This is a genomic window from Variovorax sp. VRV01, from assembly GCF_014852545.1.
In the GTDB taxonomy this organism is placed as follows: domain Bacteria; phylum Pseudomonadota; class Gammaproteobacteria; order Burkholderiales; family Burkholderiaceae_C; genus Variovorax; species Variovorax beijingensis_A.
The window spans coordinates 335,331-358,999 of record NZ_JACVBS010000003.1; the positions used below are offsets into that span (position 1 = coordinate 335,331).

General features: G+C 68.2%; 22 protein-coding genes. 14 read left to right on the top strand and 8 right to left on the bottom strand.

Translation table 11 applies throughout. The features are described 5' to 3' along the window. The first annotated feature begins 129 nt into the window (after positions 1-129). From IB278_RS07870 to otsA, 4 genes are all read left to right on the top strand, one after another. Complete coding sequence (locus IB278_RS07870) at positions 130-1,389, top strand: multifunctional CCA addition/repair protein (protein ID WP_192323149.1); 1,260 nt, start codon at positions 130-132, stop codon at positions 1,387-1,389. 74 nt (positions 1,390-1,463) lie between these two features. Continuing rightward, positions 1,464-2,240 (top strand): trehalose-phosphatase, encoded by a 777-nt coding sequence (gene otsB, locus IB278_RS07875; RefSeq protein ID WP_309933226.1) that lies wholly within the window; start codon positions 1,464-1,466, stop codon positions 2,238-2,240. After that, positions 2,237-4,159 (top strand): glycoside hydrolase family 15 protein, encoded by a 1,923-nt coding sequence (locus IB278_RS07880; RefSeq protein WP_192323151.1) that lies wholly within the window; start codon positions 2,237-2,239, stop codon positions 4,157-4,159. Before otsB ends, IB278_RS07880 begins: the two co-directional genes overlap by 4 nt. Next, the gene (gene otsA / locus IB278_RS07885) at positions 4,156-5,541 is read left to right on the top strand and encodes an alpha,alpha-trehalose-phosphate synthase (UDP-forming) (RefSeq protein ID WP_145740749.1); all 1,386 of its coding nucleotides are present in this window, start codon (positions 4,156-4,158) and stop codon (positions 5,539-5,541) included. The genes IB278_RS07880 and otsA overlap by 4 nt, the downstream gene beginning before the upstream one ends. 12 nt (positions 5,542-5,553) lie before the next feature. Here otsA and IB278_RS07890 read toward each other — a convergent pair whose 3' ends face one another. Further along, the gene (locus IB278_RS07890) at positions 5,554-5,895 is read right to left on the bottom strand and encodes a hypothetical protein (protein WP_192323152.1); all 342 of its coding nucleotides are present in this window, start codon (positions 5,893-5,895) and stop codon (positions 5,554-5,556) included. 173 nt (positions 5,896-6,068) lie between these two features. Between IB278_RS07890 and IB278_RS07895 the strand changes: the two genes are divergently transcribed. Continuing rightward, positions 6,069-7,577, top strand: coding sequence for a PLP-dependent aminotransferase family protein (locus tag IB278_RS07895; RefSeq protein WP_225612794.1), 1,509 nt, complete (start codon positions 6,069-6,071; stop codon positions 7,575-7,577). Here the strand turns inward: IB278_RS07895 and IB278_RS07900 are convergent. From IB278_RS07900 to hisN, 3 genes are read right to left on the bottom strand one after another with little or no spacing between them, the layout of a single operon-like run. Next, positions 7,550-8,476, bottom strand: coding sequence for an ROK family protein (locus tag IB278_RS07900; protein ID WP_192323153.1), 927 nt, complete (start codon positions 8,474-8,476; stop codon positions 7,550-7,552). The genes IB278_RS07895 and IB278_RS07900 overlap by 28 nt on opposite strands. Positions 8,477-8,525: 49 nt before the next feature. Next, positions 8,526-8,720 (bottom strand): DUF2905 domain-containing protein, encoded by a 195-nt coding sequence (locus IB278_RS07905; RefSeq protein WP_012746130.1) that lies wholly within the window; start codon positions 8,718-8,720, stop codon positions 8,526-8,528. A 9-nt stretch (positions 8,721-8,729) separates the two neighbouring features. After that, complete coding sequence (gene hisN / locus IB278_RS07910) at positions 8,730-9,506, bottom strand: histidinol-phosphatase (RefSeq protein ID WP_192323154.1); 777 nt, start codon at positions 9,504-9,506, stop codon at positions 8,730-8,732. Between the two features lie 106 nt (positions 9,507-9,612). Between hisN and IB278_RS07915 the strand changes: the two genes are divergently transcribed. Continuing rightward, a complete protein-coding gene (locus IB278_RS07915; RefSeq protein WP_192323155.1) occupies positions 9,613-10,008 on the top strand; it encodes a DUF5329 family protein in 396 nt (131 codons plus the stop codon). A gap of 26 nt (positions 10,009-10,034) precedes the next feature. Here IB278_RS07915 and IB278_RS07920 read toward each other — a convergent pair whose 3' ends face one another. Then, on the bottom strand, positions 10,035-10,898 hold the full coding sequence (locus IB278_RS07920; protein ID WP_192323156.1) for a TauD/TfdA dioxygenase family protein: 864 nt from the start codon (positions 10,896-10,898) through the stop codon (positions 10,035-10,037). Between the two features lie 176 nt (positions 10,899-11,074). After that, a complete protein-coding gene (locus IB278_RS07925) occupies positions 11,075-12,190 on the bottom strand; it encodes a class I SAM-dependent methyltransferase (protein ID WP_192323157.1) in 1,116 nt (371 codons plus the stop codon). Between the two features lie 26 nt (positions 12,191-12,216). Between IB278_RS07925 and IB278_RS07930 the strand changes: the two genes are divergently transcribed. Genes IB278_RS07930 through IB278_RS07950 form a run of 5 tightly spaced genes read left to right on the top strand, consistent with a single transcriptional unit; the run spans position 12,217 to position 15,713 of the window. Beyond that, a complete protein-coding gene (locus IB278_RS07930) occupies positions 12,217-13,005 on the top strand; it encodes an SDR family oxidoreductase (RefSeq protein WP_192323158.1) in 789 nt (262 codons plus the stop codon). Between the two features lie 8 nt (positions 13,006-13,013). After that, on the top strand, positions 13,014-13,388 hold the full coding sequence (locus IB278_RS07935; protein WP_124960450.1) for a dihydroneopterin aldolase: 375 nt from the start codon (positions 13,014-13,016) through the stop codon (positions 13,386-13,388). A 56-nt stretch (positions 13,389-13,444) separates the two neighbouring features. Next, positions 13,445-14,377, top strand: a complete 933-nt coding sequence (gene ttcA, locus IB278_RS07940) for a tRNA 2-thiocytidine(32) synthetase TtcA (protein ID WP_145740735.1) — start codon at positions 13,445-13,447, stop codon at positions 14,375-14,377. 46 nt (positions 14,378-14,423) lie between these two features. Beyond that, on the top strand, positions 14,424-15,044 hold the full coding sequence (locus IB278_RS07945) for a DUF4136 domain-containing protein (protein WP_192323159.1): 621 nt from the start codon (positions 14,424-14,426) through the stop codon (positions 15,042-15,044). 21 nt (positions 15,045-15,065) lie between these two features. Next, the gene (locus IB278_RS07950) at positions 15,066-15,713 is read left to right on the top strand and encodes a histidine phosphatase family protein (protein ID WP_145740732.1); all 648 of its coding nucleotides are present in this window, start codon (positions 15,066-15,068) and stop codon (positions 15,711-15,713) included. Here IB278_RS07950 and IB278_RS07955 read toward each other — a convergent pair. Then, positions 15,710-18,877 carry an efflux RND transporter permease subunit gene (locus IB278_RS07955; RefSeq protein ID WP_192323160.1) on the bottom strand — a complete coding sequence of 1,056 codons (3,168 nt, stop codon included), beginning with the start codon at positions 18,875-18,877 and terminating at the stop codon, positions 15,710-15,712. The two genes, IB278_RS07950 and IB278_RS07955, sit on opposite strands and share 4 nt — an antisense overlap. Beyond that, positions 18,874-20,001: an efflux RND transporter periplasmic adaptor subunit gene (locus IB278_RS07960; protein WP_145741980.1), complete on the bottom strand. Its 1,128-nt coding sequence runs from the start codon at positions 19,999-20,001 to the stop codon at positions 18,874-18,876. The genes IB278_RS07955 and IB278_RS07960 overlap by 4 nt, the downstream gene beginning before the upstream one ends. Before the next feature lie 402 nt (positions 20,002-20,403). Here IB278_RS07960 and IB278_RS07965 point away from each other — a divergent pair, with 402 nt between their 5' ends. The 3 genes from IB278_RS07965 (at position 20,404) to IB278_RS07975 (ending at position 23,602) form a co-directional block, all read left to right on the top strand. Continuing rightward, entirely contained in the window at positions 20,404-20,721 is a 318-nt protein-coding gene (locus IB278_RS07965) for a hypothetical protein (protein ID WP_225612796.1), read from the top strand. Positions 20,722-20,810: 89 nt separating this feature from the next. Next, positions 20,811-22,175, top strand: a complete 1,365-nt coding sequence (miaB, locus tag IB278_RS07970; protein WP_192323162.1) for a tRNA (N6-isopentenyl adenosine(37)-C2)-methylthiotransferase MiaB — start codon at positions 20,811-20,813, stop codon at positions 22,173-22,175. Continuing rightward, positions 22,175-23,602, top strand: coding sequence for a sensor histidine kinase (locus IB278_RS07975; RefSeq protein WP_192323163.1), 1,428 nt, complete (start codon positions 22,175-22,177; stop codon positions 23,600-23,602). The genes miaB and IB278_RS07975 overlap by 1 nt, the downstream gene beginning before the upstream one ends. Positions 23,603-23,669: the final 67 nt, after the last annotated feature.

Here is a 23,669-nt window from a genome sequence, read left to right on the forward strand (position 1 = left end):
TAAGCACGCGGCCTCCACTGCGACAGCGGCTACTTTTCGGGCATATCGACGAACGATCGTCCGATCGGCCCAAAAATTATCGAACGGTCGTTCTATTTTTCGATCCCGCGTAATCCCTACACTGGGCGCATGAAAACCTATCTCGTCGGCGGCGCGCTGCGTGACCGGCTGCTGGGGCGGCCGGTGTCGGACCACGACTGGCTGGTGGTGGGCGCCACGCCGGAGGAAATGGCGGCGCGCGGCTACCTGCCCGTGGGGCGCGACTTTCCGGTGTTCCTGCATCCGCAGACGCGCGAGGAATACGCGCTGGCCCGCACCGAACGCAAGAGCGCACCGGGCTACCGCGGCTTCACCGTGCACGCCTCGCCCGATGTCACGCTGGAACAGGACCTCGCGCGGCGCGACCTCACGGTCAACGCCATCGCGCTGCCCGCGGAGTTCGTGGACGCCGACGGCCGCTTCGAGCCCGACGCCGAAAAGCTCGCCGACCCCTTCCATGGCCGGCGCGACCTCGAGCAAAAGCTGCTGCGCCACGTCACCGACGCCTTTCGCGAAGACCCGGTGCGCATCCTGCGGGTGGCGCGCTTTGCGGCGCGCTTCGACGATTTCTCGGTCGCGCCCGAGACCATGGCGCTGATGCGCGAAATGGTCGAAGCCGGCGAGGCCGATGCGCTGGTGCCCGAGCGCGTCTGGCAGGAGCTCTCGCGCGGGCTGATGGAAACCCGCCCGTCGCGCATGTTCGAGGTGCTGCGCGCCTGCGGCGCGCTGGCGGTGTTGCTGCCCGAGGTCGACCGTCTCTGGGGCGTGCCGCAGCCCGAGGCGCACCACCCCGAAGTGGACTGCGGCGTGCACCTGATGATGGTCATCGACACCAGCGCGAAGCTGCAGGCTTCGCTGCCGGTGCGCTTCGCCTGCCTGATGCACGACCTCGGCAAGGGCACGACCGAGCCCGAGCTGCTGCCGCGCCACATCGGCCATGAGAAGCGCAGCGCCGAGCTGCTGCGCGCCGTGTGCGAGCGCTGGCGCGTGCCGGTCGAGATCCGCGAGCTGGCCGAGGTGGTGGCGCGCGAGCACGGCAACATCCACCGCAGCGGCGAACTCGCGGCCGCGGCGCTGGTGCGCCTGCTGGAGCGCTGCGACGCGTTTCGCAAGCCGGCGCGCTTTGCCGACGTGCTGCTGGCCTGCGAGTGCGATGCGCGCGGCCGGCTCGGCTTCGAGGACCGGCCCTATCCGCAGCGCGAGCGGCTGCTGGCCGTGCTGGCCACCGCGGCCGGCGTGCCCACCGATGCCGTGGCGCGTGCGGCGCAGCAATCCGGCGCCGCCGGGCCGCAGATCGGCGAGGCGATCCACCGCGCACGCGTGGAGGCCGTGGCGGCGTCGCTGGGCTGAAGCCCCGCCACAGACGTCCGACTTTGGCCGACAAGGGAATTGCCAGGCCCGTGTTATGGTTTTCACCGATGCCAATGTCCTCCCAGTTGCCACCTCCGTTGGGCCGAGATGCAGCCCTCTTTCTCGACTTCGACGGCACCTTGGTCGCGCTCGCACCCACCCCCGAGGCGATCGAGGTTCCTCCCGCCCTGGTGGCCCTGCTCGAAGATCTGCGCGACCAGCTCGGCGGCGCGCTGGCCGTGGTGTCGGGCCGCCAGATCGATGCCATCGACCGCTTCCTCGCGCCGCTGCGCCTGCCCGCCGCGGGTGAGCACGGCGTGCAGCGCCGCGACGCGCAGGGCCGCATGCAGGAGCAGCATGCACCCGATCTCGCGCCCATCCTGGACATCGCCAACGAACTGGCCCGCGTGCATGAAGGCCTGCTGGTCGAGCGCAAGCACGCGGCCATCGCGCTGCACTACCGGCTCGCGCCGCAGCTGGAGGCCGTGTGCCGCGATGCCATGTCGCGCGCCATCGCGGGCCGGCCGCTGCTCGAGCTGCTGCACGGCAAGTTCGTGTTCGAGGTCAAGCCCACCGGGGTCAACAAGGGCATTGCCATCGAATCCTTCATGACGGAGGCGCCGTTCGCGGGCCGCCTGCCGGTCTTTGCCGGCGACGACACCACCGACGAGAGCGGCTTCGCGGTGGTGCAGCCGCGCGGCGGCATCGGCATCAAGGTCGGCTCGGGCCCGAGCCTGGCGCTGCACCGGCTCGAATCGCCGCGCGCGGTCTTTGAATGGTTGGTGCAGCTGCGCGACCAGCTGGCCGCGCCGGCCCGCAAGAAAAACGAATCCCCGAGGAGCGATGGATGAGCGAGCTGCAATTGTCGAAAGCACCCGAGGATCGCGCGGGCATGTCCATTTCCGGGGCAGCCGGGCCTGCCGACCAGGCGCCGGTCGACCCGCGCGTTGCAGCTTCCGGTGCGCTGCGCGGCTTCGGGCCGCCGGCCGAGCCTTCGCTCAACGTGGGCGTGATCGGCAACTGCGCCTACAGCGCGCTCATCGATGCACGCGGGCGCGCCGTGTGGTGCTGCCTGCCGCGCTTCGACGGCGATCCGGTCTTCAATGCGCTGCTGCACCCGGGCGAGGAGGCCGGCGCCTGGGCCATCGAGATCGAGGACTTCGCCTCCAGCAAGCAGTGGTACGAGCCCAATACCGCGGTGCTGCGCACGCAGCTGTTCGACAGCGCCGGCCAGGGCATCGAGATCACCGACTTCGCGCCGCGCTTCTACAGCCGCTCGCGCTACTTCCGCCCGCTGATGATGGTGCGCCGCGTGCGGCCGATTGCCGGCGCGCCGCGCATCCGCGTGGCGCTCGATCCGCGCTTCCAGTGGGGCGCCTCGGGGCCGCTGGAGGTCACGCGCGGCAGCAACCACATCCGCTACGTGGGGCCGGACGTGACGCTGCGGCTCAACACCGACGCATCGATCTCGCACATCCTTTCGCGCCAGCCCTTCGTGATCTCGCGCGAATACAACTTCATGTTCGGCGTCGACGAAACCCTGCTCGACGGCATTGCCGACACCGCGCGCAGCTTCGAGCAGGAAACCATCGCCTACTGGCGCACCTGGAGCAAGCGCCTGGCCATTCCCTTCGAATACCAGGAGGCGGTGATCCGCGCGGCCATCACGCTCAAGCTCTCGCTCTACGAGGACACCGGCGCCATCGTCGCCGCCATGACCACGAGCATTCCCGAAGCGCCGGGCAGCCAGCGCAACTGGGACTACCGCTACTGCTGGCTGCGTGATGCCTTCTTCGTGGTGCGCGCGCTCAACTCGCTGAGCGAGGTGGGCACCATGGAAGACTACCTGCGCTGGCTCGGCAACGTGGTGATCGGCTCGCACGGCGAACACATCCAGCCGCTCTACGGCATCGGGCTGGAACGCGAGCTGCCCGAGTCGATGGTCGAGAACCTGCAGGGCTACCGCGGCATGGGGCCGGTGCGCGTGGGCAACCAGGCGCAGGAGCACTTCCAGCACGACGTCTACGGCAACATCGTGCTCGGCGCGGCGCAGGCCTTTCATGATCACCGACTGCTGAGCCGCGCGGGCGTGGCCGAGTTTCCGCACCTCGAAGCCGTGGGCGAACAGGCCATCCGCGTCTATGGCACCCCCGATGCCGGCATGTGGGAGCTGCGCACCCGCGCCCGCGTGCACACCAGCTCCGCGCTCATGAGCTGGGCCGCCTGCGACCGGCTCGCCAAGATCGCGCGCGCGCTGGCGCTGCCCGAACGCGCCGCCTACTGGCACGGCCACGCCGCGCGCATGAAAGAGGAAATCCTCGCCAAGTCGTGGTGCGAGGAGCGCCAGGCCTTCGCCGAAAGCTTCGGCGGCCACGAGCTCGATGCCAGCATCCTGCTGATGGTGGAGGTGGGGCTGATCGAGGCGCGCGACCCGCGCTTCATCTCGACCGTCGACGCCATGGAGAAGACGCTCTGCGACGGCCCTTACATGCGCCGCTACGAGGCGGCCGACGACTTCGGCAAGCCCGAGACCGCCTTCAACATCTGCACCTTCTGGCGCATCGACGCGCTCGCCAAGATCGGCCGCAAGGCCGAGGCGCGCCAGATCTTCGAGACCATGCTGGCCGCGCGCAACCCGCTCGGCCTGCTCTCGGAAGACACGCATCCGGTCACGGGCGAGATGTGGGGCAACTTTCCGCAGACGTATTCCATGGTCGGCATCATCAATGCGGCCGTGCGGCTTTCGGCGCCGTGGGATTCGTGCATATGAGCCGCTTGGTCGTCGTTTCCAACCGCGTGGCCGACCCGCGCAAGCCCGCCGCGGGCGGCCTGGCCGTGGCGCTCGGCGAAAGCCTGCAGCAAAGCGGCGGCATGTGGTTCGGCTGGAGCGGCCAGATCGTCGAGAACGGCCCCACGGGCGAAGGCGAGCTGCACATGCTGCAGGCCGGCAAGGTCACCCTCGCCACCATCGACCTGAGCCGCGAGGACCACGACAGCTACTACCTGGGCTACAGCAACGACGTGCTGTGGCCGGTGTTCCACAACCGCCTCGACCTCGCCCACTTCGACGCCGGCTTCATCGGCGGCTACCGGCGCGTGAACCAGCTGTTCGCGCGCAAGCTCAAGCCGCTGCTGAAGGACGACGACATCATCTGGATCCACGACTACCACCTGATGCCGCTCGCGGCCGAGCTGCGCGCCATGGGCTGCAGGCAGCGCATCGGCTTCTTCCTGCACATTCCGCTGCCGCCGCAGATCATCATCGCGGCCGTTCCGCAGCACGAATGGCTCATGCGCTCGCTGTTCGCCTACGACCTGATCGGCTTCCAGGCGCAGCAGGACGTGCAGCATTTCGAGCACTACGTGCGCAACGAGGCGCACGGCGAATACCTGGGCGACGAGATGTACCGCGCCTACGGCCAGACGGTGCGATGCGGCGCCTTCCCGATCGGCATCGACGTCGACGAATTCGCGGCGCTCACGCATGCGAAGGAATCGCGCGACATGTTCGAGACCATGAAGCGCGAGTATTCGCAGCGCCGGCTGCTGCTGGGCATCGACCGGCTCGACTACTCCAAGGGCATTCCGCAGCGCGTGCGCGCCTTCCGCGAACTGCTCGCCAACTACCCCGAGAACCGCCGCAGCGCCACGCTGATCCAGATCGCCTCGCCCACGCGCGAAACCGTCGACGCCTATGGCGACATCCGGCGCGAGCTCGAATCGCTGTGCGGCGCCATCAATGGCGACTACGGCGAGCTCGACTGGATGCCGGTGCGCTACATCCACCGCATGGTGGCGCGCAAGCGCGTGCCGGGGCTGTGCCGCGCGGCCGCGGTCGGGCTGGTGACGCCGCTGCGCGACGGCATGAACCTGGTTGCCAAGGAATACATCGCGGCGCAGGACCCGGCCGATCCTGGCGTGCTGGTGCTGTCGCGCTTCGCCGGCGCGGCCGAGCAGCTGAAGGAAGCGCTGCTGGTGAATCCGTACGACACGCACGGCACGGCCGAAACCGTGCAGCAGGCGCTGCAGATGCCGCTGGAGGAACGGCGCGAACGGCACCAGAAGCTGCTGTCGCGCATCCGCGAGCAGGACATCCACTGGTGGCGGCGCAGCTTTCTTGAGGCGCTGCGCCATGCCGCAAGCCAGCGGTAGGCTGGACGTCGGCTAGGTTCCGGTCAGTAGCCGCACCAGCCGCATGACGGGCCGGGCCTCTGCTGGCCGGACCGTGGATGCGGGCGCCTGCTGCGGCGCATGCACGCGCAGCCGCACCGGCGCCAGCGCCGACAGCTCGATCCAGCCGCCGCGTTCCAGCCGGTGCACGTCGCCCTCGGTCAGCGCGGTCTTCGCGGTGAACACGGTGTCGCCGAACCATGAGGGCGGCGAGACGAGCAGCGCGCGGCCCTCCAGCATCTCGAGCCAGGTGGCGGGGTCGAGCGCCGCGCGCAAGGCCTCGCCGGGTTGCAGGACGACGGTATCGGGCAGTCGGTCGAGGGTGGTGGGGGACATGGCGCGCCTTCTGGAGTGGGTGCGTTCATCGTAGGAATTCGGGCGCCCGGAAAACAGGCACACGCCCAGGCGATTCGCACCGGAACAGCGGTGGCTGCGGGGCATCTGTTATGGTCGTTTTCCTTCGCAACTGCATCTGTTTCTGGATGCGCGACAGAGGGAGCATCGAGGCCATGGATTCGCTACCGCTCTACCGCCAGCTCGCAGCGCACTACGTGGATGCGATCCACACCGGCTCGCTCAAGCAGGGCGACAAGCTGCCTTCGCTGCGCCGCCTCATGCGCCTGCACGGCATCAGCCTGTCGACCGCGCTGCAGCTTTGCCGCACGATGGAAAGCGACGGCTGGGTCGAGGCGCGCGACCGCTCGGGCTACTTCGTGCGCCGGCCGCGGCGCCTTGCCATCGCGCCGATGGAGGAGCCCGCGGCCGGCGTGCCGCCCGACCCGGCGCAGTACGTGGGCATCCACGCCAAGGTGTCGGACTTCGTGGCGCGCCGCCGGCAGCTTTCCGAGAAGCTCAACCTTTCGATCGCGCGCGGCGCACCCGAGCTGTATCCCGCGGAGGCGCTGCGCAATGCGATGACGCGCATGCTGCGCCAGCAGCCCGACATGCTGACGGTCGCGGCGCCGCTCAAGGGCCACCGCCAGTTCCGGGAGGTGCTCGCGCAGCGCAGCCTGCGCGTGGGCATGGCGATCTCGCCGGAAGACATCCTGGTCACCAACGGCTGCATCGAGGCGCTCAACCTCGCGCTGCGTGCGGTGGCGCAGCCGGGCGACACGGTGGCGGTGGAGTCGCCCACCTTCTACGGCCTGCTGCAGGTGCTCGAGAGCCTGGGCATGCGCGCGCTGGAGATCCCGACCAGCCCGCAGACCGGCCTCTCGATCGAGGCGCTGGAGCTCGCGATCCGTACCTACGACAACATCAAGGCCGTGGTGGTGGTGCCGCACCTGCAGAACCCGCTGGGCAGCGTGATGCCCGACGCCCACAAGGCACGGCTCGCGCAGCTGTGCGAACGGCATGAGATTCCGCTGATCGAGGACGACACCTACAGCGAACTCGTCGACGCCCCGACGCCGCCGCGTGCGCTCAAGTCCTGGGACGGCAGCGGCAACGTGATCCACTGCGCCTCGCTGCACAAGATTCTCGCGCCCGGCCTGCGGCTGGGCTGGATCACGGCCGGACGCTGGCACGCGCGGGTGGAGATGCTCAAGTACGCGCAAACCCGCAACAACGAGGGCCTCTCGCAAAGCGGGGCCGGCCTGTTCATGGCCACCGGCGCCTACGACCGCCACCTGCGCCATCTGCGCGCCTGCCTGAAGACGCAGCGCGAGCAGACCGCCGATGCGATCGCCGGCTACTTTCCGGCCGGCACGCGCATCAACCTGCCGCCCGGCGGGCTGCAGCTGTGGGTCGAGCTGCCCGAGCGCCTGTCGTCGTCACGGGTCTTCGATGCGGCACTCGCGGAGCGGATCGTGGTGGCGCCCGGCACGCTGTTCTCCAACTCCTCGCGCTTCGATCATTACCTGCGCATCAACTGCGGCTGGCCGTATGGCGAGGAGGTCGACACGGGCCTGCGCCGCCTGGGCCAGATCGTCGGGACGCTGATGAGCCGCGGTGCGCCGGCCTCAGAAGGTGTGAAGGAGCCGTCACCTTCTCAGTCGAGCAGTGCCAGGGCGGCGTAGTCGCCGACCTTTTCACCCAGCCCCGCGGGCACCAGCAGCACGCCGCGCGTGAGCGGCTTGAGCTTGCCGTCGACCTGCGCCTGCAGCCGCGGCAGCAGGAAGTCGCGGTGGTGCCAGAACACGCTGCCGCCCAGGCTGATGCGCTGGAGGTCGAGCGTGGCAATCAGGTTGTAAATCATCCGGCCCATCACGCGGCACAGCGCATCGACGATCTCGACGGCATGCGGCTCGCCGTCCGAGGCGGCCGCGAACAGGTCGGGCGCGGGCTGCCCGAAGCGGCGCGCGATGGAGTTGCCCGCCACCAGCGCTTCCACGTCGCCGTGGTTGCCGCAGCCGCACAGCGCGCCGCTGGCGTCGTCCGCCACGAAGCTGTGGCCCGCATGGCCGGCATTGCCGTTCTTTCCGCGCAGCGCACGGCCATCCACGCACAGGCCCACGCCCACGCCGGTGCTCCAGGTGACGTAGGCGCAGTGGTCCAGGCCCTGCAGCGCGCCCCAGTGGCGCTCGGCCTCGAGCGCGGCCACGGCGTCGTTCTCGACCCGTACGCGGCCAAAGCGCCGGGCCAGCGGGGCCTCGATGATCGCCGTCATCCAGTTGTTGGGAAGGCCGCGCGCGGGCCCCGCAATGCCGCCGCAGATGTTGGGCGTGGCCAGTTCCACCATGCCGTCGCGCAGCTCGAAGGGGCCGGTGGACGAGACGCCCACGCGGTCGATGTCGGCCGGCGCGATGCCCTGCTCGGCGCAGACCTCGTCGATCATGCGCATGATCTGCACCGCCACGGCGTCGTTGTCGCCGGTCTTGGCCGTGGGCTCGCTGCGGCGGCCGGCCAGCGGCGCATCGCTCGAAGGGGAAAGGCTCACGGCCACCTTGGTGCCGCCGATGTCAACGCAGGCTCTCATCGCGTGGTTCTTCTCTCTGGGTCTCAGGACGGGTTGTTCATCAACGGCGCTAGACGAAGCGCGCCACCAGCGCCGCGATCATGCTGAGCACCAAGGTGCTCGAGATCGGCAGCTGCCACTCGCGGCCGAAGGCGCGGAATTCGAAATCGCCCGGCAGCCGCCCAAAGCCGAACCGGCGCAGCCAGGCCGTGAGGCCGCTCATGAGCACCAGGGCAAGGACGACGACGATCAGCCAGCGGATCATGGGAACAGTCTAGGCCGCCAGGATGGCCATGGCTTGTCGGTGAAGTTCGGGCGTTGCGGCCGCGATCACCCGGCCGTCGGACGCCAGCCCCAGCGGCTGGCCCTGCCAGTCGGTGATGACGCCGCCCGCGGCCTCGATCACGCCGGCCGGGCCGAGGTAGTCGTAGGGCTGCAGCCCGGTTTCCACCACGAGGTCGATGGTGCCGCCCGCGAGCTGCGCATAGCCGTAGCAGTCGCCCCCGAAGCGCCGCATCGCGCACTGCCGGCTCAGCCGGTCGAAGGCCTGCCAGTCGGTGGGCGCGAAGATGTCGGGCGAGGTGGTGACGATGCGCGCCTTGGCCACCTCGGTGCAGCCGCTGGCATGCACCGGCTGGCCATCGCGCGTGGCGCCCTGGCCGGCCTGGCCGACCCAGCGCTCCTTGAGCACCGGCATGTCGATCATGCCCAGCACCACGCGCGAGCCCTGCAGCACGCCGATCAGCGTGCCCCACAGCGGCGATCCGGTGATGAAGCTGCGTGTGCCGTCGATCGGGTCGAGCACCCAGACGCGCTCGGCGTCGAGCCGCTCGAGGCCGTGCTCCTCGCCGAAGATGCCGTCCGCCGCGGCGCGCACGGCAAGGATCTCGCGCATGGCCGTCTCGGCGGCGCGGTCCGCCAGCGTCACCGGGCTCTCGTCGGCCTTGGTGATGATGTCCAGCGGCGTGCGGAAATGGCGCATCGACTGCGCGGCGGCGGCATCGGCCAGGGAATGGGCGATCGACAGCAGATCGGGGGCGGAAGAGCTCATGGGAAACCAAGCGTGCCAAAACCTGCGATTAGACCCGAGCCGGGCCCGGTTTGACACGCGGGGGGCCACCGCCCTAGCATGGTCCCGAAATTGCCGCATCGACCACATGGCTTCATTTCAACATCCGCGTCGCGCCCTGTTGGCGCTTGTGCTCGGCCTTGCGGCCGCAGCGGCCCAGGCCACCCCTTCCGCGTCGGAGCAAAAACTCATCGACACGCTGATCCTGCGCGTCTCGAAGATGACGACGATGACCTTCATGCGCAACGGCAATGAGCACGACGCCGCCGATGCCGCCAAGCACATGCAGGCCAAGTTCGACTACTTCAAAGACGAGATCGCCACCGCGGAAGACTTCATCGACCGCTGCGCCTCCCGCTCGGAGGTGACGGGTAAGCCCTACAAGGTCAAGATGCCGAACGGCTCGATGCGCGACGCCAACGAATTCCTCAACGCCGAATTGCGTGCGCTGCGCCGGGGCGGCGACAAGGCCGGCGCGGGTTGAGCCCGCTGCATCAGGGGAAAAAGCAGTCAGAAGGGCGCGTCGCCCACGATGGTGGTGCGGTTCAGGCGGCGGCGCAGGTGGTCAGGCGTGCCGGCCGCCAGGTGCATCAGCGAGCGGTTGTCCCAGAACACCAGGTCGTGCGGCGCCCATTGGTGGCGGTACACGAACTGCGGCTTCACGCTGTGCGCGAACAGCTCGGCCAGCAGCTCGTCGCTTTCCTGCTGCGGCAGGCCGACGATGCGCGTCGTGAAATGCTCGCTGACGAACAGCGCCTTGCGGCCCGTTTCGGGATGCGTGCGCACCACCGGCTGGACGGCAGGCGCGACCTGGTCGATCTGTTCCTGCGAGAGCTTGGGCCGCCACGGGTTCTTCGCGCGCAGCTCTTCGTACTTGGCGAGATAGCTGTGCTCGGCCTTGAGCGGCAGGATGCGCTGCTTCACCTCGGGTGAGAGCGTTTCCCACGCAAGATGCTGGTCGGCAAAGAGCGTGTCGCCGCCTTCGCTCGGCAGCTCCTGCGCATGCAGCAGCGAGCCCAGGCTGGGCTGTGGCTTGTACGAGATGTCCGAATGCCAGTAGACGCCCGCGTCGCCCAGGCCGATGGGCTCGCCGTTCTCCTTGATGTTGGAGACGATCAGGATCTCGGGATGGTTCTTCAGATGGAACTGGTGCAGCACATGGATCTCGAGCGGGCCGAAGCGGCGGCTGAATTCGATGTGCTCTGCCGGGGTGATCTGCTGGTTGCGGAACACGAGCACGTGGTGATCGAGGTGCGCACGGTGGATGCGTGCGAAGTCTTCGTCGTTGATGGGCCTGGAGATGTCGAGGCCGACGATTTCTGCGCCTACGGGGGCATTGAAGGGGCGCACTTCGAAGTGCTGGGGGGCGGTCATTGCGCCAATGTAGGTTTTGACGAGGGTTTTCTCAAAGAAATCTTTGTTGGTTGCTTATGGTTCTTTTTGAGTTCCGGGGCCGGGTCTCGCCCCGGCGGGCGAGCTACTTTCCTTTGCTTCGCCAAAAGAAAGTGAGGCCGCCGCCGGGCGGAATCCCGGCCCCGGAACAAAACAATTCAAAGCGTGTGACTCCGGTCCCCCTGCGAAAACCCCATCGCCTCCCACCCCTCCCCCACCGCAAACCCCACCACCTTGAACAGCTCCCCCATCTCATGCTCATGAATGAGCCGAGCAGCCATGCCCCTTTCGGCCGTGCTGCCCTGTCCCATTCTTTCGAGCAGCCCGCAGTTCAGCAGAAAGCGCGCCTGGCTGGTGTAGCCCAGCACCTCGAGCCCCGCCTCCTGCCCCGCAAGCGCAATGCCGGTGAAATTGACGTGCGCCGTGATGTCCTTGTAGCCCACATCCGAGAGGGGATCGCCGTCGGCCTGGTGCGCACGATGGCACATCACCGTGCCCATGTGGCGCTGCGGGTGGTAGTACTCGCGCTCCGGAAAACCATAGTCGATGAAGAAGGCCGCACCTTTCTTCAGGCGGTCCGCGAGGGTTGCGACAAAGGCCTCGGCCTGCGGATGGATCTCGGTCAGGTAGTCGTGCTCGCCAGGCACCTCGAACGGCGGCCGCAAGGCGGTTTCGCGGTCGGCCCAGGCCCAGCCGTCGGCGCGCGCGTTGCGCACCACGCCGCGCTCGAACCACTGGCCGCCCACGCGGGCCAGCAGCTGGACCGGCATCGCATCGAGCACCTCGTTGCCGACCACCACGCCCTGCATCGCATCGGGCAGTTCACCGAGCCACTCGACGCGGTCCGCGTAGCGCACCAGCGCCTGCTGCTGGCGCTCGCGCAGGGTGCCCGACAGGTCGACGATCCGGTAGCGCACGTCCGCGCGGCCCATCTCGTCGAGCGCATGCAGCAGCTGCACCGCGAGCGCGCCCGTGCCGGCGCCGAACTCCCAGACCGTGTCGGTGCCGGTCTTCGCGAGCGCCTCGGCCACCTGCGCCGCGAGCGCCTGCCCGAACATGGGCGTGAGCTCCGGCGCCGTCACGAAGTCGCTGCCCGAAGACGGCATGTGGCCGAACTTGGCCGAGCTGTTGGCGTAGTAGCCCAGCCCCGGCGCATACAGCGCGAGCGCCATGAAGCGGTCGAAGCCGATCCATCCGCCCGCCCGCTCCACCGAACGGGCAATCAGGATATCGAGGGCGATGGGTAAACTGTTTGTCGTCGTTTTTGTCGTCACCCGCCGATTCTCCCTTCTCTGCCCGCATGAGCACAGCGCCACTTCCTCCTGTTACGCCGGCCCGCCGCACCGTCCTCGTCACGGGTGCCGGCCGCCGGCTGGGGCGCGAGATTGCGCTGGCGCTGGCCGCGGGCGGCTGGCAGGTGGCGGTGCACTACCGCAGTTCGCAGGCCGAGGCCGCCCAGACGGTGGCCGATTGCGCGGCCCTCTCGGGCACGTCGGCATCGTTCGAGGCCGACCTGCTCGACGAAGGCGCCACCCGCGACCTGCTGCCGCGCGTGGCGGCGCACTTCGGCAGCGTCGATGCGGTGGTCCACAGCGCGGCCCTCTTCGAGCACGACGACGCCGCGAGCTTCAGCTACGCGCTCATGGAGCGCCATGCGCGCAGCAACACCGGCGCGGCCATCGTGCTGGCGCAGGCGCTGCACGACCACCTGGCGCTGCGCGGCGACGCGCAGGGCGCGGTGGTGCACATGCTCGACCAGAAGCTCTGGAATCCCAACCCCGACTTCCTGAGCTACACGCTCTCCAAGGCCGCGCTCGAGGCCGCCACGCCCATGCTGGCGCTGGCGCTGGCGCCGCGCGTGCGGGTGGTGGGCGTGGCGCCCGGCCTCACCCTGCCCAGCCACATGCTGGACGAAGACAGGTTCTCGAAGCTGCACACGCTGTCGCCGCTGGGCCGCTCTTCCACGCCGGCCGACGTGGCGGCCACGGTGAAGTTCGCGCTGGAGAACAACTCGATCACCGGCACCACGCTCGTGGTGGACGGCGGCCAGCACCTCATGAAATTCGACCGCGACTTCTCGCTGATGTGAGCCCCACCATGCCTTCCAACCCGATCGGCCGCCAGACACTCACCCTGCAGGGGCTGCGCTTCGACGCCAACCTGGGCATCCTCGACCAGGAAAAGACGGCGCCGCAGCCGATCCAGGTCGATGCCGAGCTGCATCTGGGCGCGCAGCCGCTGATGCCGAAGGACGACGACATCTTCCACGTGCTGGATTACCGCAAGGTGCGCCGCATCATCATCGACGAGTGCACGGCCGAGCATGTGAACCTGCTCGAAACGCTCATCGGCAAGCTCGCGCAGCGGCTGCTGCAGCTGCCCGGCGTGGTCGGCGTGCGGGTGAAGATCGCCAAGCTCGAGATCTTCGACGACTGCGAGGTGGCTATCCGCATGGAAGCCGGGGAATGGTGATCCAAGGCAAAATCGGCCCCTCCTCCCCCGATTTGCCTGACCGAAGCAGCCCACCCATGAACGCCGTCTGGATCGACGAGGCGCCCGTCGCCGGCGCCACCCCCGCCAATTCCCTGAAGATCGAACGCGAGACGCACAAGCTTGAGAAGCGCCTGTGCCGCGAGGTGGGCCGCGCCATTGTCGACTACAACATGATCGAGGACGGCGACAAGGTCATGGTGTGCGTCTCGGGCGGGAAGGACAGCTACGCCATGCTGGACATCCTGCTCAAGCTCAAGGCCCGCGCGCCGATCCATTTCGACATCGTCGCGGTCAATCTCGACCAGAAACAGCCCGGCTTCCCCGAAGAGGTGCTGCCCAAATACCTGAGCGAACTGGGCGTGGACTTCCACATCGAGAACCAGGACACCTACAGCATCGTCAAGCGCGTGATCCCCGAGGGCAAGACCACCTGCGGCCTGTGCAGCCGGCTGCGCCGCGGCATCCTGTACCGCGTGGCGGACGAGTTGGGCGCCACCAAGGTCGCGCTCGGCCACCACCGCGACGACATGCTCCAGACCTTCTTCCTCAACATGTTCTTCGGGGGCAAGCTCAAGAGCATGCCGCCCAAGCTGGTGAGCGACGACGGCAGGCACATCGTGATCCGCCCGCTCGCCTACGTGGCCGAGAAGGACCTGGTGCGCTGGGCCCAGCACCGCGAATTCCCGATCATTCCGTGCACGCTCTGCGGCAGCCAGGAAAACCTGCAGCGCAAGCAGGTCGGCGAAATGCTGCGCGAGTGGGACAGGAAATTCCCCGGCCGCGTGGAGAACATGTTCACCGCGCTGCAGAACGTGGTGCCCTCGCACCTGCTCGACGGAACGCGGCACGACTTCAAGGGTCTGAAGGCAACCGGCGTGGCCGACGAAGACGGCGACAAGGCCTTCGACGCGCCCTCCTTCGACCTGCTCTCCCAGGCACCTGCCGCCCTGCGCATCCTTCAGGGCTGAGCGGGCAACCCAGGGGAATTTTGGGCCGACTAGCCCGGAGATCCTCATGAAACGTGCGTTTTCAGCTCTTCTTCTGATAGCAAGCCTGAGCGGCTGCGCCACCTCCTGGGTGGTCGACAGCGATGTGAAAAGCTTCGCGTCGCCGGGCACCGTGGCGCCCGGCGCCAGCTACCGCTTCGAGCGCCTGCCGTCACAGCAGGCCGACCCCGCCCGGCAGGAATCGCTCGAGGCCATGGCCGCCGCCGCGCTCGAAAAAGTGGGACTGCGCCGCGACGATGCCAGGCCGCAATACAGCGCGCAGATCGGCGCCCGCGTCACGGCCGGCCTCTCGCCCTGGGCCGACCCGTGGCTCTTCGACGGGCCCTGGGGCTATGGCTACGGCTATCCCGGCTACGCACGCCGCTGGTATGGCGGCGGCTGGTACGGCGGCCCGGCCTTCATGCCGCCCGCGGCCAACCCCTGGTACGAGCGCGAAGTGAGCATCGTGCTGCGCGACATCGGCTCGAACCGCGTGGTCTACGAAACGCGGGCCCGCAACGAGGGCCCGTACAACGTCAGCGCGACCATCCTGCCGGTGATGTTCGAAGCGGCGCTGCAGGGCTTTCCGAATCCGCCGCAGGGCGAGCGCCGGGTGAACATCGAGCTGTCCACCGCGCAGAAGAAATGACGCGCTTCTAGAATCTGCCCGATGGAAGAAATCACCCGCCTGATTGCCGTTCGCCATGGCGAAACCGCCTGGAACGTCGACACGCGCATCCAGGGCCAGCTCGACATCGGGCTCAACGACACCGGGCTCTGGCAGGCCCGGCGCGTCGGGCAGGCGCTGGCGCACGAGGACATCGGCGTGATCTACGCCAGCGACCTGTCGCGCGCCTGGCAGACCGCGCAGGAAATCGCCAGGCCGCACGGCCTCGCGGTGCAGCCCGAACCCGGCCTGCGCGAGCGTGCCTTCGGCCGCTTCGAGGGCATGAGCTTTGCCGAGATCGAGTCCACCCTGCCCGAGCAGGCCCGGCGCTGGCGCGAGCGCGATCCCGAATTCCAGCCCGAGGGCGGCGAGAGCCTGCTGGTCTTCCGCGAACGGGTGACGCGCATCGCGTCAAAACTGGCCGCGCGCCATCCGGGCCAATTGGTGGCGCTGGTGGCGCACGGCGGCGTGATGGACGTGCTCTACCGCGCCGCCACGCGCCAGGAGCTGCAGGCGCCGCGCACCTGGCAGCTCGGCAATGCGGCCATCAACCGCATGCTGTGGACGCCCGAGGGCTTCAGCCTCGTCGGCTGGAGCGACACCGCCCACCTGGCGGCAGACGACGACGTTCTCGACGAGACAACGACCTAGGCGTGCGAGGCCGCATGCCCCGCGGCACCGCCGGCCTCGGCCTTGGCTTCGCCCGGCAGCTCGACCATCGGCCCGGTGCCGCTGTAGCGGTCGAGCGCCAGGTAGATCGCGGGCGTGATGTAGAGCGTGATCACCTGCGAGAAGATCAGCCCGCCCACCACCGCCACGCCCAGCGGCTGGCGCAGCTCGGCGCCGGCGCCCAGCCCCAATGCGAGCGGCAGCGCGCCCATCAGCGCGGCCAGCGTGGTCATGAGGATCGGTCGGAAGCGCAGCCGGCAGGCCTCGCGGATCGCATCCACCGGCTTCATGCCCTCGGTGCGCTGCGCATCGAGCGCGAAGTCGATCATCATGATCGCGTTCTTCTTCACGATGCCGATCAAAAGCAGGATGCCGATGGTCGCGATCAGCGTCAGGTCGAAGCCGAAGAGCTTCAGCGAGAGCAAGGCGCCCACGGCCGCCGACGGCAGCCCGGCCAGGATGGTCAGCGGGTGGATGTAGCTTTCGTACAGCACGCCCAGCAGCACGTAGATCACGAGCACGGCCAGCACCAGCAGCACGGCCTGGCTGGCCTGCGAGCTCTGGAACACCGCCGCATCGCCGCCATAGGTGGTGATGATCGACTGCGGCATTTTCAGCTCCTGCTTGAACTGGTCGATCTTCGCGGTCGCGTTGCCCAGCGGCACGTCGGGCGCGAGGTTGAACGAGACCGTCACCGCCTGCAGCTGCCCCTGGTGGTTGACCGAGGTGGGCCCCACGGTGCGCTTGACGGTCGAGAAGGCCGACAGCGGCACCAGCCGGCCGCTGGTGCTGCGCACCGACAGGCGCGACACGTCGTCCTCGAACTGCCGGTCGTTGTCGGCGGCCGAGAGAATCACCTGGTAGGTGTTGCTCGCGCCGTAGATGCTGCCGATCTGCCGGTCGCCATAGGCGTTGTAGAGCGCGGTGCGCAGGTCGCCCACGGCGACGCCGAGCACGCCGGCCTTGTCGCGGTCGATCTCCAGCGTGGCCTGCAGGCCGCGGTTCTGCGAGTCGCTGGTGACGTCGCGGAAGGCCGGGTCGGCGCGCATGCGCTCCATGAGCCGCGTGGCCCAGGGCACCATCTCGCCCGCATTGACGCTCTGCAGCGTGTACTGGAAGCGCGCCTTGCTCTGGCGGCCGCCCAGGCGCAGGTTCTGCACCGGCTGCATGTAGACCGCAATGCCCGGGATCTCGCGGAAGCGCTGGCGCAGCGACTCGAGCACCGCGGCCATCTTGGGACGCTCGCTGCGCGGCTTGAGCACGGCGAACAGCCGGCCGGAGTTCTGCGTGGCGGTCGGCCCGCCCACGCCGACGAACGAGCTCACGTAAGCCACGCTCGGGTCGGCCTGGAGCGAAGCGGCCACGCGTTCCTGCAGCGCGTTCATGGCGGTGAAGGAGATGTCCTCGGCCGCTTCGGTGGTGATCTGGATCTGTCCGATGTCTTCCTCGGGGAAGAAGCCCTTCGGAATGGAGACGAACAGCCAGGCCGTGACCACGAAGGTGCCGCCCGCCAGCAGCAGCATCAGCCTGCGGTGCGCGAGCGTCCAGTCGAGCGTTCGCATGTAGCCTGCATGCACCCAGCGGTAGCCGCGCTCGAAGGCGCGGCCGACTGCGGTGCCGGGCTCGGGGTGCTCTTCCTCGTGGTCGAGCACGCCTTCCTTGCGCGGCACGTGCTTGAGCAGCCGGCTCGCGAGCATCGGCACCAGCGTGAGCGACACGATGGCCGACACCAGCACCGCCAGCGCCACCACCACCGCGAATTCATGGAACAGGAGGCCGATCACGCCCGGCATGAAGAAGATGGGAATGAACACCGCCACCAGCGAGATCGAGATCGAGATGATGGTGAAGCCCACCTCGCGCGCCCCGCGCAGCGCGGCAGCCATCGGCTCCATGCCCTTTTCGACATAGCGCATGATGTTCTCGAGCACCACGATCGCGTCGTCCACCACCAGCCCCACGGCCAGCGTGATGCCCAGCAGCGAGACGTTGTCCAGGCTGTAGCCGAAGGCGTAGAGCAGGGCCACCGCACCGATCAGCGAGATGGGAATGGTCGCGGCCGGGATCAACGTGGCCACCAGCCGGTGCAGGAACAGGAAGATCACCAGCACCACCAGCGCAACGGTGCCCAGCAGCGTGAGCTGCACGTCGTGCACAGCCTCGCGGATGGAGAGCGAGCGGTCGTTCACCATGTGGATCTCGACCGATTGCGGCAGTTCGGCCTTGAAGCGCGGGATCAGTGCGCGCACCGCGTCCACCACCTCCACCGTGTTGGCATTGGGCTGGCGCTGAACGGCCAGCGAGATGGAACTCTGGCCGTTGAAGCTGCTCGCGGTCTTGACCGATTCGAAGCTGTCTTCGATGGTGGCCACTTCGTCGAGCCGCACCGGCGCGCCGTTGCGCTGCCCGACGATCAGCTTGGCGAAATCTTCCGCCTTGGTGAGCTGCCGGTTGGCCTGGATGGTGAGCGTCTGGCGCGGCCCGTCGAGCACGCCGACGGGCGTGTTGGCATTGGCCGAATTCACCGCCTTGGCCAGCTCGTCGAGCGTGATGTTGCGCGCATTGAGCAGGTCGGCATTGGCCTTGATGCGCACCGCGAAGGCCTTGCGGCCATACACCGCCACCTGCGCCACGCCGTCGATGGTGGAGAGCGTGGGCGAGATCAGGTTCTCGGCATAGTCGTTGAGCTCGGACGGGTTCATCGACGGCGAGATCAGCGAGATGAACAGCACCGGCGCGTCGGCCGGGTTCACCTTGCGGTACGAAGGCAGCTGCGTCAGTTCCTGCGGCAGCTGGCGCTGGGCGCGCAGCAGCGCGGCCTGCACGTCGACCGCGGCGGCGTCGATGTCGCGGCTGCTCACGAATTCCAGCGTGATCGAACTCACGCCCTGGGTGTTGACCGAGCTGATGGTCTGCAGGCCCGGAATGGTCGAGAACTGCTTTTCCAGCGGCAGCGCCACCGACGAAGCCATGGTGTCGGGGCTCGCGCCCGGCAACTGGGCGTTCACGTTGATGACCGGCGTGTTGTAGCTCGGCAGCGCGGCAACCGGGATGCTGAAATAGGCAAAGATGCCCGCCACCACCGCCGCCGCAGACAACAGCACCGTCATCGCGGGACGACGGATGCACAGCTCGGAGATGTTCATGCGCGTTCCCGCGGAGCCTGGGTGTCCGAGGAGGCTGCGCTGCCCGGCGTGACACCGGTGGTGCCGGCCGGTGCGGGCTTTTTGTCGACGCGAACCTTGCCGCCCGGGCGCACGTTCTGGCTGCCCTCGATGACTACCTGCTCGCCCGGCTCGACGCCGCTCACCGCCACCTTGGTGCCGAAGGTGTAGAGCACCTGCACCTTGCGGCGCTTGGCATTCATGGCCTGGTCGACCACGTAGAGCGAAGCGCCGTCGGACAGCATCATGAGCGCCGCGGCCGGCACCACCGTGGCGCCGGAGAGCGTGCGGACCGTGATCCGCGTGCCGACGAACTGGCCCGGCCAGAGGCTCTGGTCGGCGTTGTCGAACACCGCCTTGGCGCGCACGGTGCCGATCTGCGGATCGACCGTGTTGTCGACGAAATTGAGCACGCCGCTGAGCGGCTCCTTGCGCCCACTGACAAGCGCCTCGACCTTGGCCCGGCTGCGCGCCGCCGCCAGCAGGTCCTGCAGATTGGCCTCCGGCACCGGGAAGCTCACCGCGATGGGATCGAGCTGCGTGATGGTGACCAGCGACAGCGTGGGCTGCACCAGCGTGCCGGGGTAGATGTTGACCGCGCCAATGCGCCCCGCAATGGGCGCGCGCAAGGTGGCGTAGCCCAGCGCCACCTGCGCCGATTGCACCGCGGCGCGGTCGGCCGCCACCGCGGCGCGCTGCGCCTCGAGCTGCGACAGCGTGGCGTCCGTGGCGCTCTTGGAAATGAAGTTCTGCGCCAGCAGTTCCTGGCTGCGCCTGTACTGGCGCTCGAGGTCGGCCATGGTGGCCTCGTCGCGCTTCTGCTGGGCGCGCGCACGCGCCAGGTTGGCCTGGTCGTTGCGGTCGTCGAGCGTGAAGAGCAACTGGCCCTCCTTGACGAACTGCCCTTCCTTCACGTGCACCGCCGCAACGGTGTTGGTCACCTGCGGCCGCAAATCGACACTGTTGAGCGACACCACGCTGCCGTTGACCTGCACCGTGACCGGCACGTCCTGCCGCTCAGCGGTGGCGAGCGTGACGAGCGCGGCCGGCGCGCCATTCGCGGGGGCTCCACCGGCGGCGGCCGGCCTGGCGCTCTTTGCCGCCATGCGATCGCCCGACCCGTTCCACCACCATCCCGCGACGGCTACGATCAACACACCTGCAAGAGCGAGGACGAGTTTTTTCTTCATGGGTTCTTGTGCACTTTGGGCTGACAGCGGCTATTGGAGCAGCCGTCGACTCGCAGTGTCCGTGAGTGCCGTAAAGATAAGTAAAGCCGCAATGCCAGGGCCCATGTACAACCCGCTGTGGCAGGCGCCGGGGATGATTTCACCCCGCCGCTAAAATCGCCGCTCCACAGCCTCTGGATATACCCCATGAACCGCTGCAAGAAACCCACGAATGCTCTCACTTTCATAGCGCTTTGCACAGTAGCTGCAAGCCTTTTTTCCATTGGCGCCGCGGCCCAGTCCGAGGTGCCCCGGCCGCAGACCCAGAACGAGTCCCTGGTGGGCGGGCGCACCTTCCCGGTCGGCACGCTGCGCGGCAAGTTCATGGTGATCGACGGGGTCGACGTCGAACTCGACGGCAAGCCTGACCGCATGGCGCCGGGCGGCCGCATCCGCAGCGCGCAGAACATGCTGGTCATGTCCAGCACCATCACGGGCCAGAAATTCCTCGTCAACTACACGCGCGATGCCGCCGGCCTGCTGCGCGAGGTCTGGATCCTCACGCCCGACGAAGCCGTTGCCAAGCGCGAGTCGCTCGACAAGCCGCTGCTGAACATCTGGCCGTTCACTTCGAACGACACCGTCAACACGCAATAAAGATGCCGGCGGCCGCGCCCGCCGCGCCGCAGGACCACACAAGCGCCCTGCATCGGCCTTCCCGGCGAGGAAGGCCAGGAAAGCACCCCATGAGCAAAAAAGTATTTATCAAGACCTTCGGCTGCCAGATGAACGAGTACGACTCGGACAAGATGGCCGACGTACTGAACGCCGCCGAGGGCTACGAGCCGACGCAGAACGTGGACGAGGCCGACCTGATCCTGTTCAACACCTGCTCGGTGCGCGAGAAGGCCCAGGAAAAGGTGTTCAGCGACCTCGGCCGCGTGAAGCACCTGAAGGCCAGGGGCGTGAAGATCGGCGTGGGCGGCTGCGTGGCGAGCCAGGAGGGCGACGCCATCATCGCGCGCGCGCCCTACGTCGACATCGTGTTCGGCCCGCAGACGCTGCACCGCCTGCCCGAGATGCTGAAGGACCGCGAGCGCCTGGACCGTCCGCAGGTCGACATCAGCTTTCCGGAGATCGAGAAGTTCGACCACCTGCCACCCGCGCGCGTCGAAGGCGCCACGGCGTTCGTCTCGATCATGGAAGGCTGCTCCAAGTACTGCAGCTACTGCGTGGTGCCCTACACCCGCGGCGAGGAAGTGAACCGGCCGCTGGACGACGTGCTGGTGGAAATCGCCGGCCTGGCCGACCAGGGCGTGCGCGAAGTCACGCTGCTGGGGCAGAACGTGAACGCTTACCGCGGCCGCATGGGAGACACGGCCGAGATTGCCGACTTCGCGCTCCTGATCGAGTACGTCGCCGAGATCCCCGGCATCGAGCGCATCCGCTACACCACCAGCCACCCCAACGAGTTCACGCCGCGCCTGATCGAGGCCTATGCCAAGGTGCCGCAGCTGGTGAGCCACCTGCACCTGCCGGTGCAGCACGGCAGCGACCGCATCCTGATGGCCATGAAGCGCGGCTACACCGCCATGGAATACAAGAGCACGGTGCGCAAGCTGCGCGCCATCCGGCCCGAACTCGCGCTCTCCAGCGACTTCATCGTCGGCTTCCCGGGCGAGACCGACGAAGACTTCGCAAGGATGATGAAGCTGATCGACGACTGCCAGTTCGACAACAGCTTCAGCTTCATCTTCAGCCCGCGCCCCGGCACGCCCGCCGCCGCGCTGCACGACGACACGCCCCATGCGGTGAAGCTGGCCCGCCTGCAGACGCTGCAGCGCGTGATCGACGGTAACGTGCGCCGCTTCGGCGATGCGCTGGTCGGCACCACGCAGCGCGTGCTCGTAGAAGGGGCTTCCCGCAAGGACGCGAACGAGCTGATGGGCCGCACCGCCTGCAACCGCGTCGTCAACTTCGAAGGCGACGCGCGCCTGGTCGGGCAGATGGTCGACCTGCGCATCACGCGCTCGCTCGCCTACACGCTGCGCGGCGAAGTGGCCACGCGCGAATCGTCAACGGTGCCGGTTCCCGCCGCGCTCGCCGCCTGATGGCGAAGCGGCCGTCCAGACGGGGCTCGTTCCAGCAGCTCCTGCTTTTCGCGTTCCTGCTGATCACCGCCCTCCTGGTGGGCGTGGCGCTGCGCTCGGTATTCCAGTACGACGCGCTCATGACCCAGAGCCGCGATGCGGCGGCCCGCGCGCTGCGGCTCTCGGGCGCGGCCCAGTCGCTGGCCGAGCGCAGTGCCGCCATGGAGCGCGCCGGGCGCCAGTCGCTGGTGCTGAACGACGCCGTGCTGCGCCGCCGCTTCGACGACGCCGCGCGCGAAGCGCACCAGGTGCTCGAACGGCTCGAGAGAAACGGCCTCGCACCTTCGGGCATCGAGCTCTGGCGCGCCCAGCTCGGCGTGATCGAGGGGCTGATGAGCGGCAGCGCCGAGAGCGCGCTCTCGCGCGAAAGCGGCATGGCCATGCAGTTCCGCGAGCTCGATTCGCTGAACACGAACCTTGCGCAGCAGGCCCAGTTCCTGATCGAAATGCAGAACGACGCGCTGGCCAAGCGCATCGAGAATGCGCGCCGCCGGCTGATGCGCGAAGTGGTGGCCGCCAGCATCCTGGCGGTGTCGCTGGCGCTGGCTTTCGGCATCTGGCTCGCGCGCCCTTTCAAGCGGCTCGAGCACGCCATCGTCGGACTCGGCCAGAACCGGCTCGACGAGCCCATCGACATCCGCGGCCCGGCCGACGTGCGGCGCCTGTCGCAGCAGCTCGAGTGGCTGCGCCTGCGCCTGACCGAACTCGATGCCGACAAAGCGCGCTTCCTGCGCCACGTGTCGCACGAACTCAAGACGCCGCTGGCGGCGCTGCGCGAAGGCGTCTCGCTGCTGGAAGACGGCGTGACGGGTCCGCTCAATCCGGCCCAGCTCGAAGTGGCGCAGATCCTGAACCAGAACACCGTTTCGCTGCAGGGCCAGATCGAGGCGCTGCTGCGCTTCAACGCCGCCGCCTTCGAGGCCCGCGAACTGCGCCGCGAACGCACCGACCTGCTGCCGCTGGTCGAGGAGCAGATCGAGGCGCAGCGCCTGCAATGGCAGGCCCACGGCCTGCGCGTCCATGCCGAGGGCGAGTCGATCACGCTCCCGGTGGACCGCGCCAAGCTCGGCACGGCGGTGGCCAACCTGCTGTCCAACGCGATCCGGTATTCGGCGCGCGGCGGCGTCATTTCGATCGTGGTGTCCGGCACGCCCACCACCGCGTGCATCGATATCAACGACGCGGGCCCGGGTATTGCCGAGGGCGATCGGGACCGGATTTTCGAGCCTTTCTACAGGGGCGAACGCCAGCCCGAGCATGCCGTCAAGGGCACGGGCATCGGCCTTTCGATCGTGCAGGAGTACATTGCTGCCCATGGGGGCCGCATCACCCTGCTGCCAGAGGGGCCCGGCGCGCGCTTTCGCATCGAACTGCCGCGCACGGCCTGAACCCACCGTGAAGCCCCAGGGCATCCACCTGAAAACAAATACCGCCTCTTGCCTTTTCTTCAATCCA

What these genes read in the sequence shown, in the direction of transcription:
- IB278_RS07870 (WP_192323149.1), top strand. Translation starts at nt 130, where the DNA reads ATGAAAACCTATCTCGTCGGCGGCGCGCTGCGTGACCGGCTGCTGGGG.
- otsB (WP_309933226.1), top strand. Translation starts at nt 1,464, where the DNA reads ATGTCCTCCCAGTTGCCACCTCCGTTGGGCCGAGATGCAGCCCTCTTT.
- IB278_RS07880 (WP_192323151.1), top strand. Translation starts at nt 2,237, where the DNA reads ATGAGCGAGCTGCAATTGTCGAAAGCACCCGAGGATCGCGCGGGCATG.
- otsA (WP_145740749.1), top strand. Translation starts at nt 4,156, where the DNA reads ATGAGCCGCTTGGTCGTCGTTTCCAACCGCGTGGCCGACCCGCGCAAG.
- IB278_RS07890 (WP_192323152.1), bottom strand. Translation starts at nt 5,895, where the DNA reads ATGTCCCCCACCACCCTCGACCGACTGCCCGATACCGTCGTCCTGCAA.
- IB278_RS07895 (WP_225612794.1), top strand. Translation starts at nt 6,069, where the DNA reads ATGGATTCGCTACCGCTCTACCGCCAGCTCGCAGCGCACTACGTGGAT.
- IB278_RS07900 (WP_192323153.1), bottom strand. Translation starts at nt 8,476, where the DNA reads ATGAGAGCCTGCGTTGACATCGGCGGCACCAAGGTGGCCGTGAGCCTT.
- IB278_RS07905 (WP_012746130.1), bottom strand. Translation starts at nt 8,720, where the DNA reads ATGATCCGCTGGCTGATCGTCGTCGTCCTTGCCCTGGTGCTCATGAGC.
- hisN (WP_192323154.1), bottom strand. Translation starts at nt 9,506, where the DNA reads ATGAGCTCTTCCGCCCCCGATCTGCTGTCGATCGCCCATTCCCTGGCC.
- IB278_RS07915 (WP_192323155.1), top strand. Translation starts at nt 9,613, where the DNA reads ATGGCTTCATTTCAACATCCGCGTCGCGCCCTGTTGGCGCTTGTGCTC.
- IB278_RS07920 (WP_192323156.1), bottom strand. Translation starts at nt 10,898, where the DNA reads ATGACCGCCCCCCAGCACTTCGAAGTGCGCCCCTTCAATGCCCCCGTA.
- IB278_RS07930 (WP_192323158.1), top strand. Translation starts at nt 12,217, where the DNA reads ATGAGCACAGCGCCACTTCCTCCTGTTACGCCGGCCCGCCGCACCGTC.
- IB278_RS07935 (WP_124960450.1), top strand. Translation starts at nt 13,014, where the DNA reads ATGCCTTCCAACCCGATCGGCCGCCAGACACTCACCCTGCAGGGGCTG.
- ttcA (WP_145740735.1), top strand. Translation starts at nt 13,445, where the DNA reads ATGAACGCCGTCTGGATCGACGAGGCGCCCGTCGCCGGCGCCACCCCC.
- IB278_RS07945 (WP_192323159.1), top strand. Translation starts at nt 14,424, where the DNA reads ATGAAACGTGCGTTTTCAGCTCTTCTTCTGATAGCAAGCCTGAGCGGC.
- IB278_RS07950 (WP_145740732.1), top strand. Translation starts at nt 15,066, where the DNA reads ATGGAAGAAATCACCCGCCTGATTGCCGTTCGCCATGGCGAAACCGCC.
- IB278_RS07955 (WP_192323160.1), bottom strand. Translation starts at nt 18,877, where the DNA reads ATGAACATCTCCGAGCTGTGCATCCGTCGTCCCGCGATGACGGTGCTG.
- IB278_RS07960 (WP_145741980.1), bottom strand. Translation starts at nt 20,001, where the DNA reads ATGGCGGCAAAGAGCGCCAGGCCGGCCGCCGCCGGTGGAGCCCCCGCG.
- miaB (WP_192323162.1), top strand. Translation starts at nt 20,811, where the DNA reads ATGAGCAAAAAAGTATTTATCAAGACCTTCGGCTGCCAGATGAACGAG.
- IB278_RS07975 (WP_192323163.1), top strand. Translation starts at nt 22,175, where the DNA reads ATGGCGAAGCGGCCGTCCAGACGGGGCTCGTTCCAGCAGCTCCTGCTT.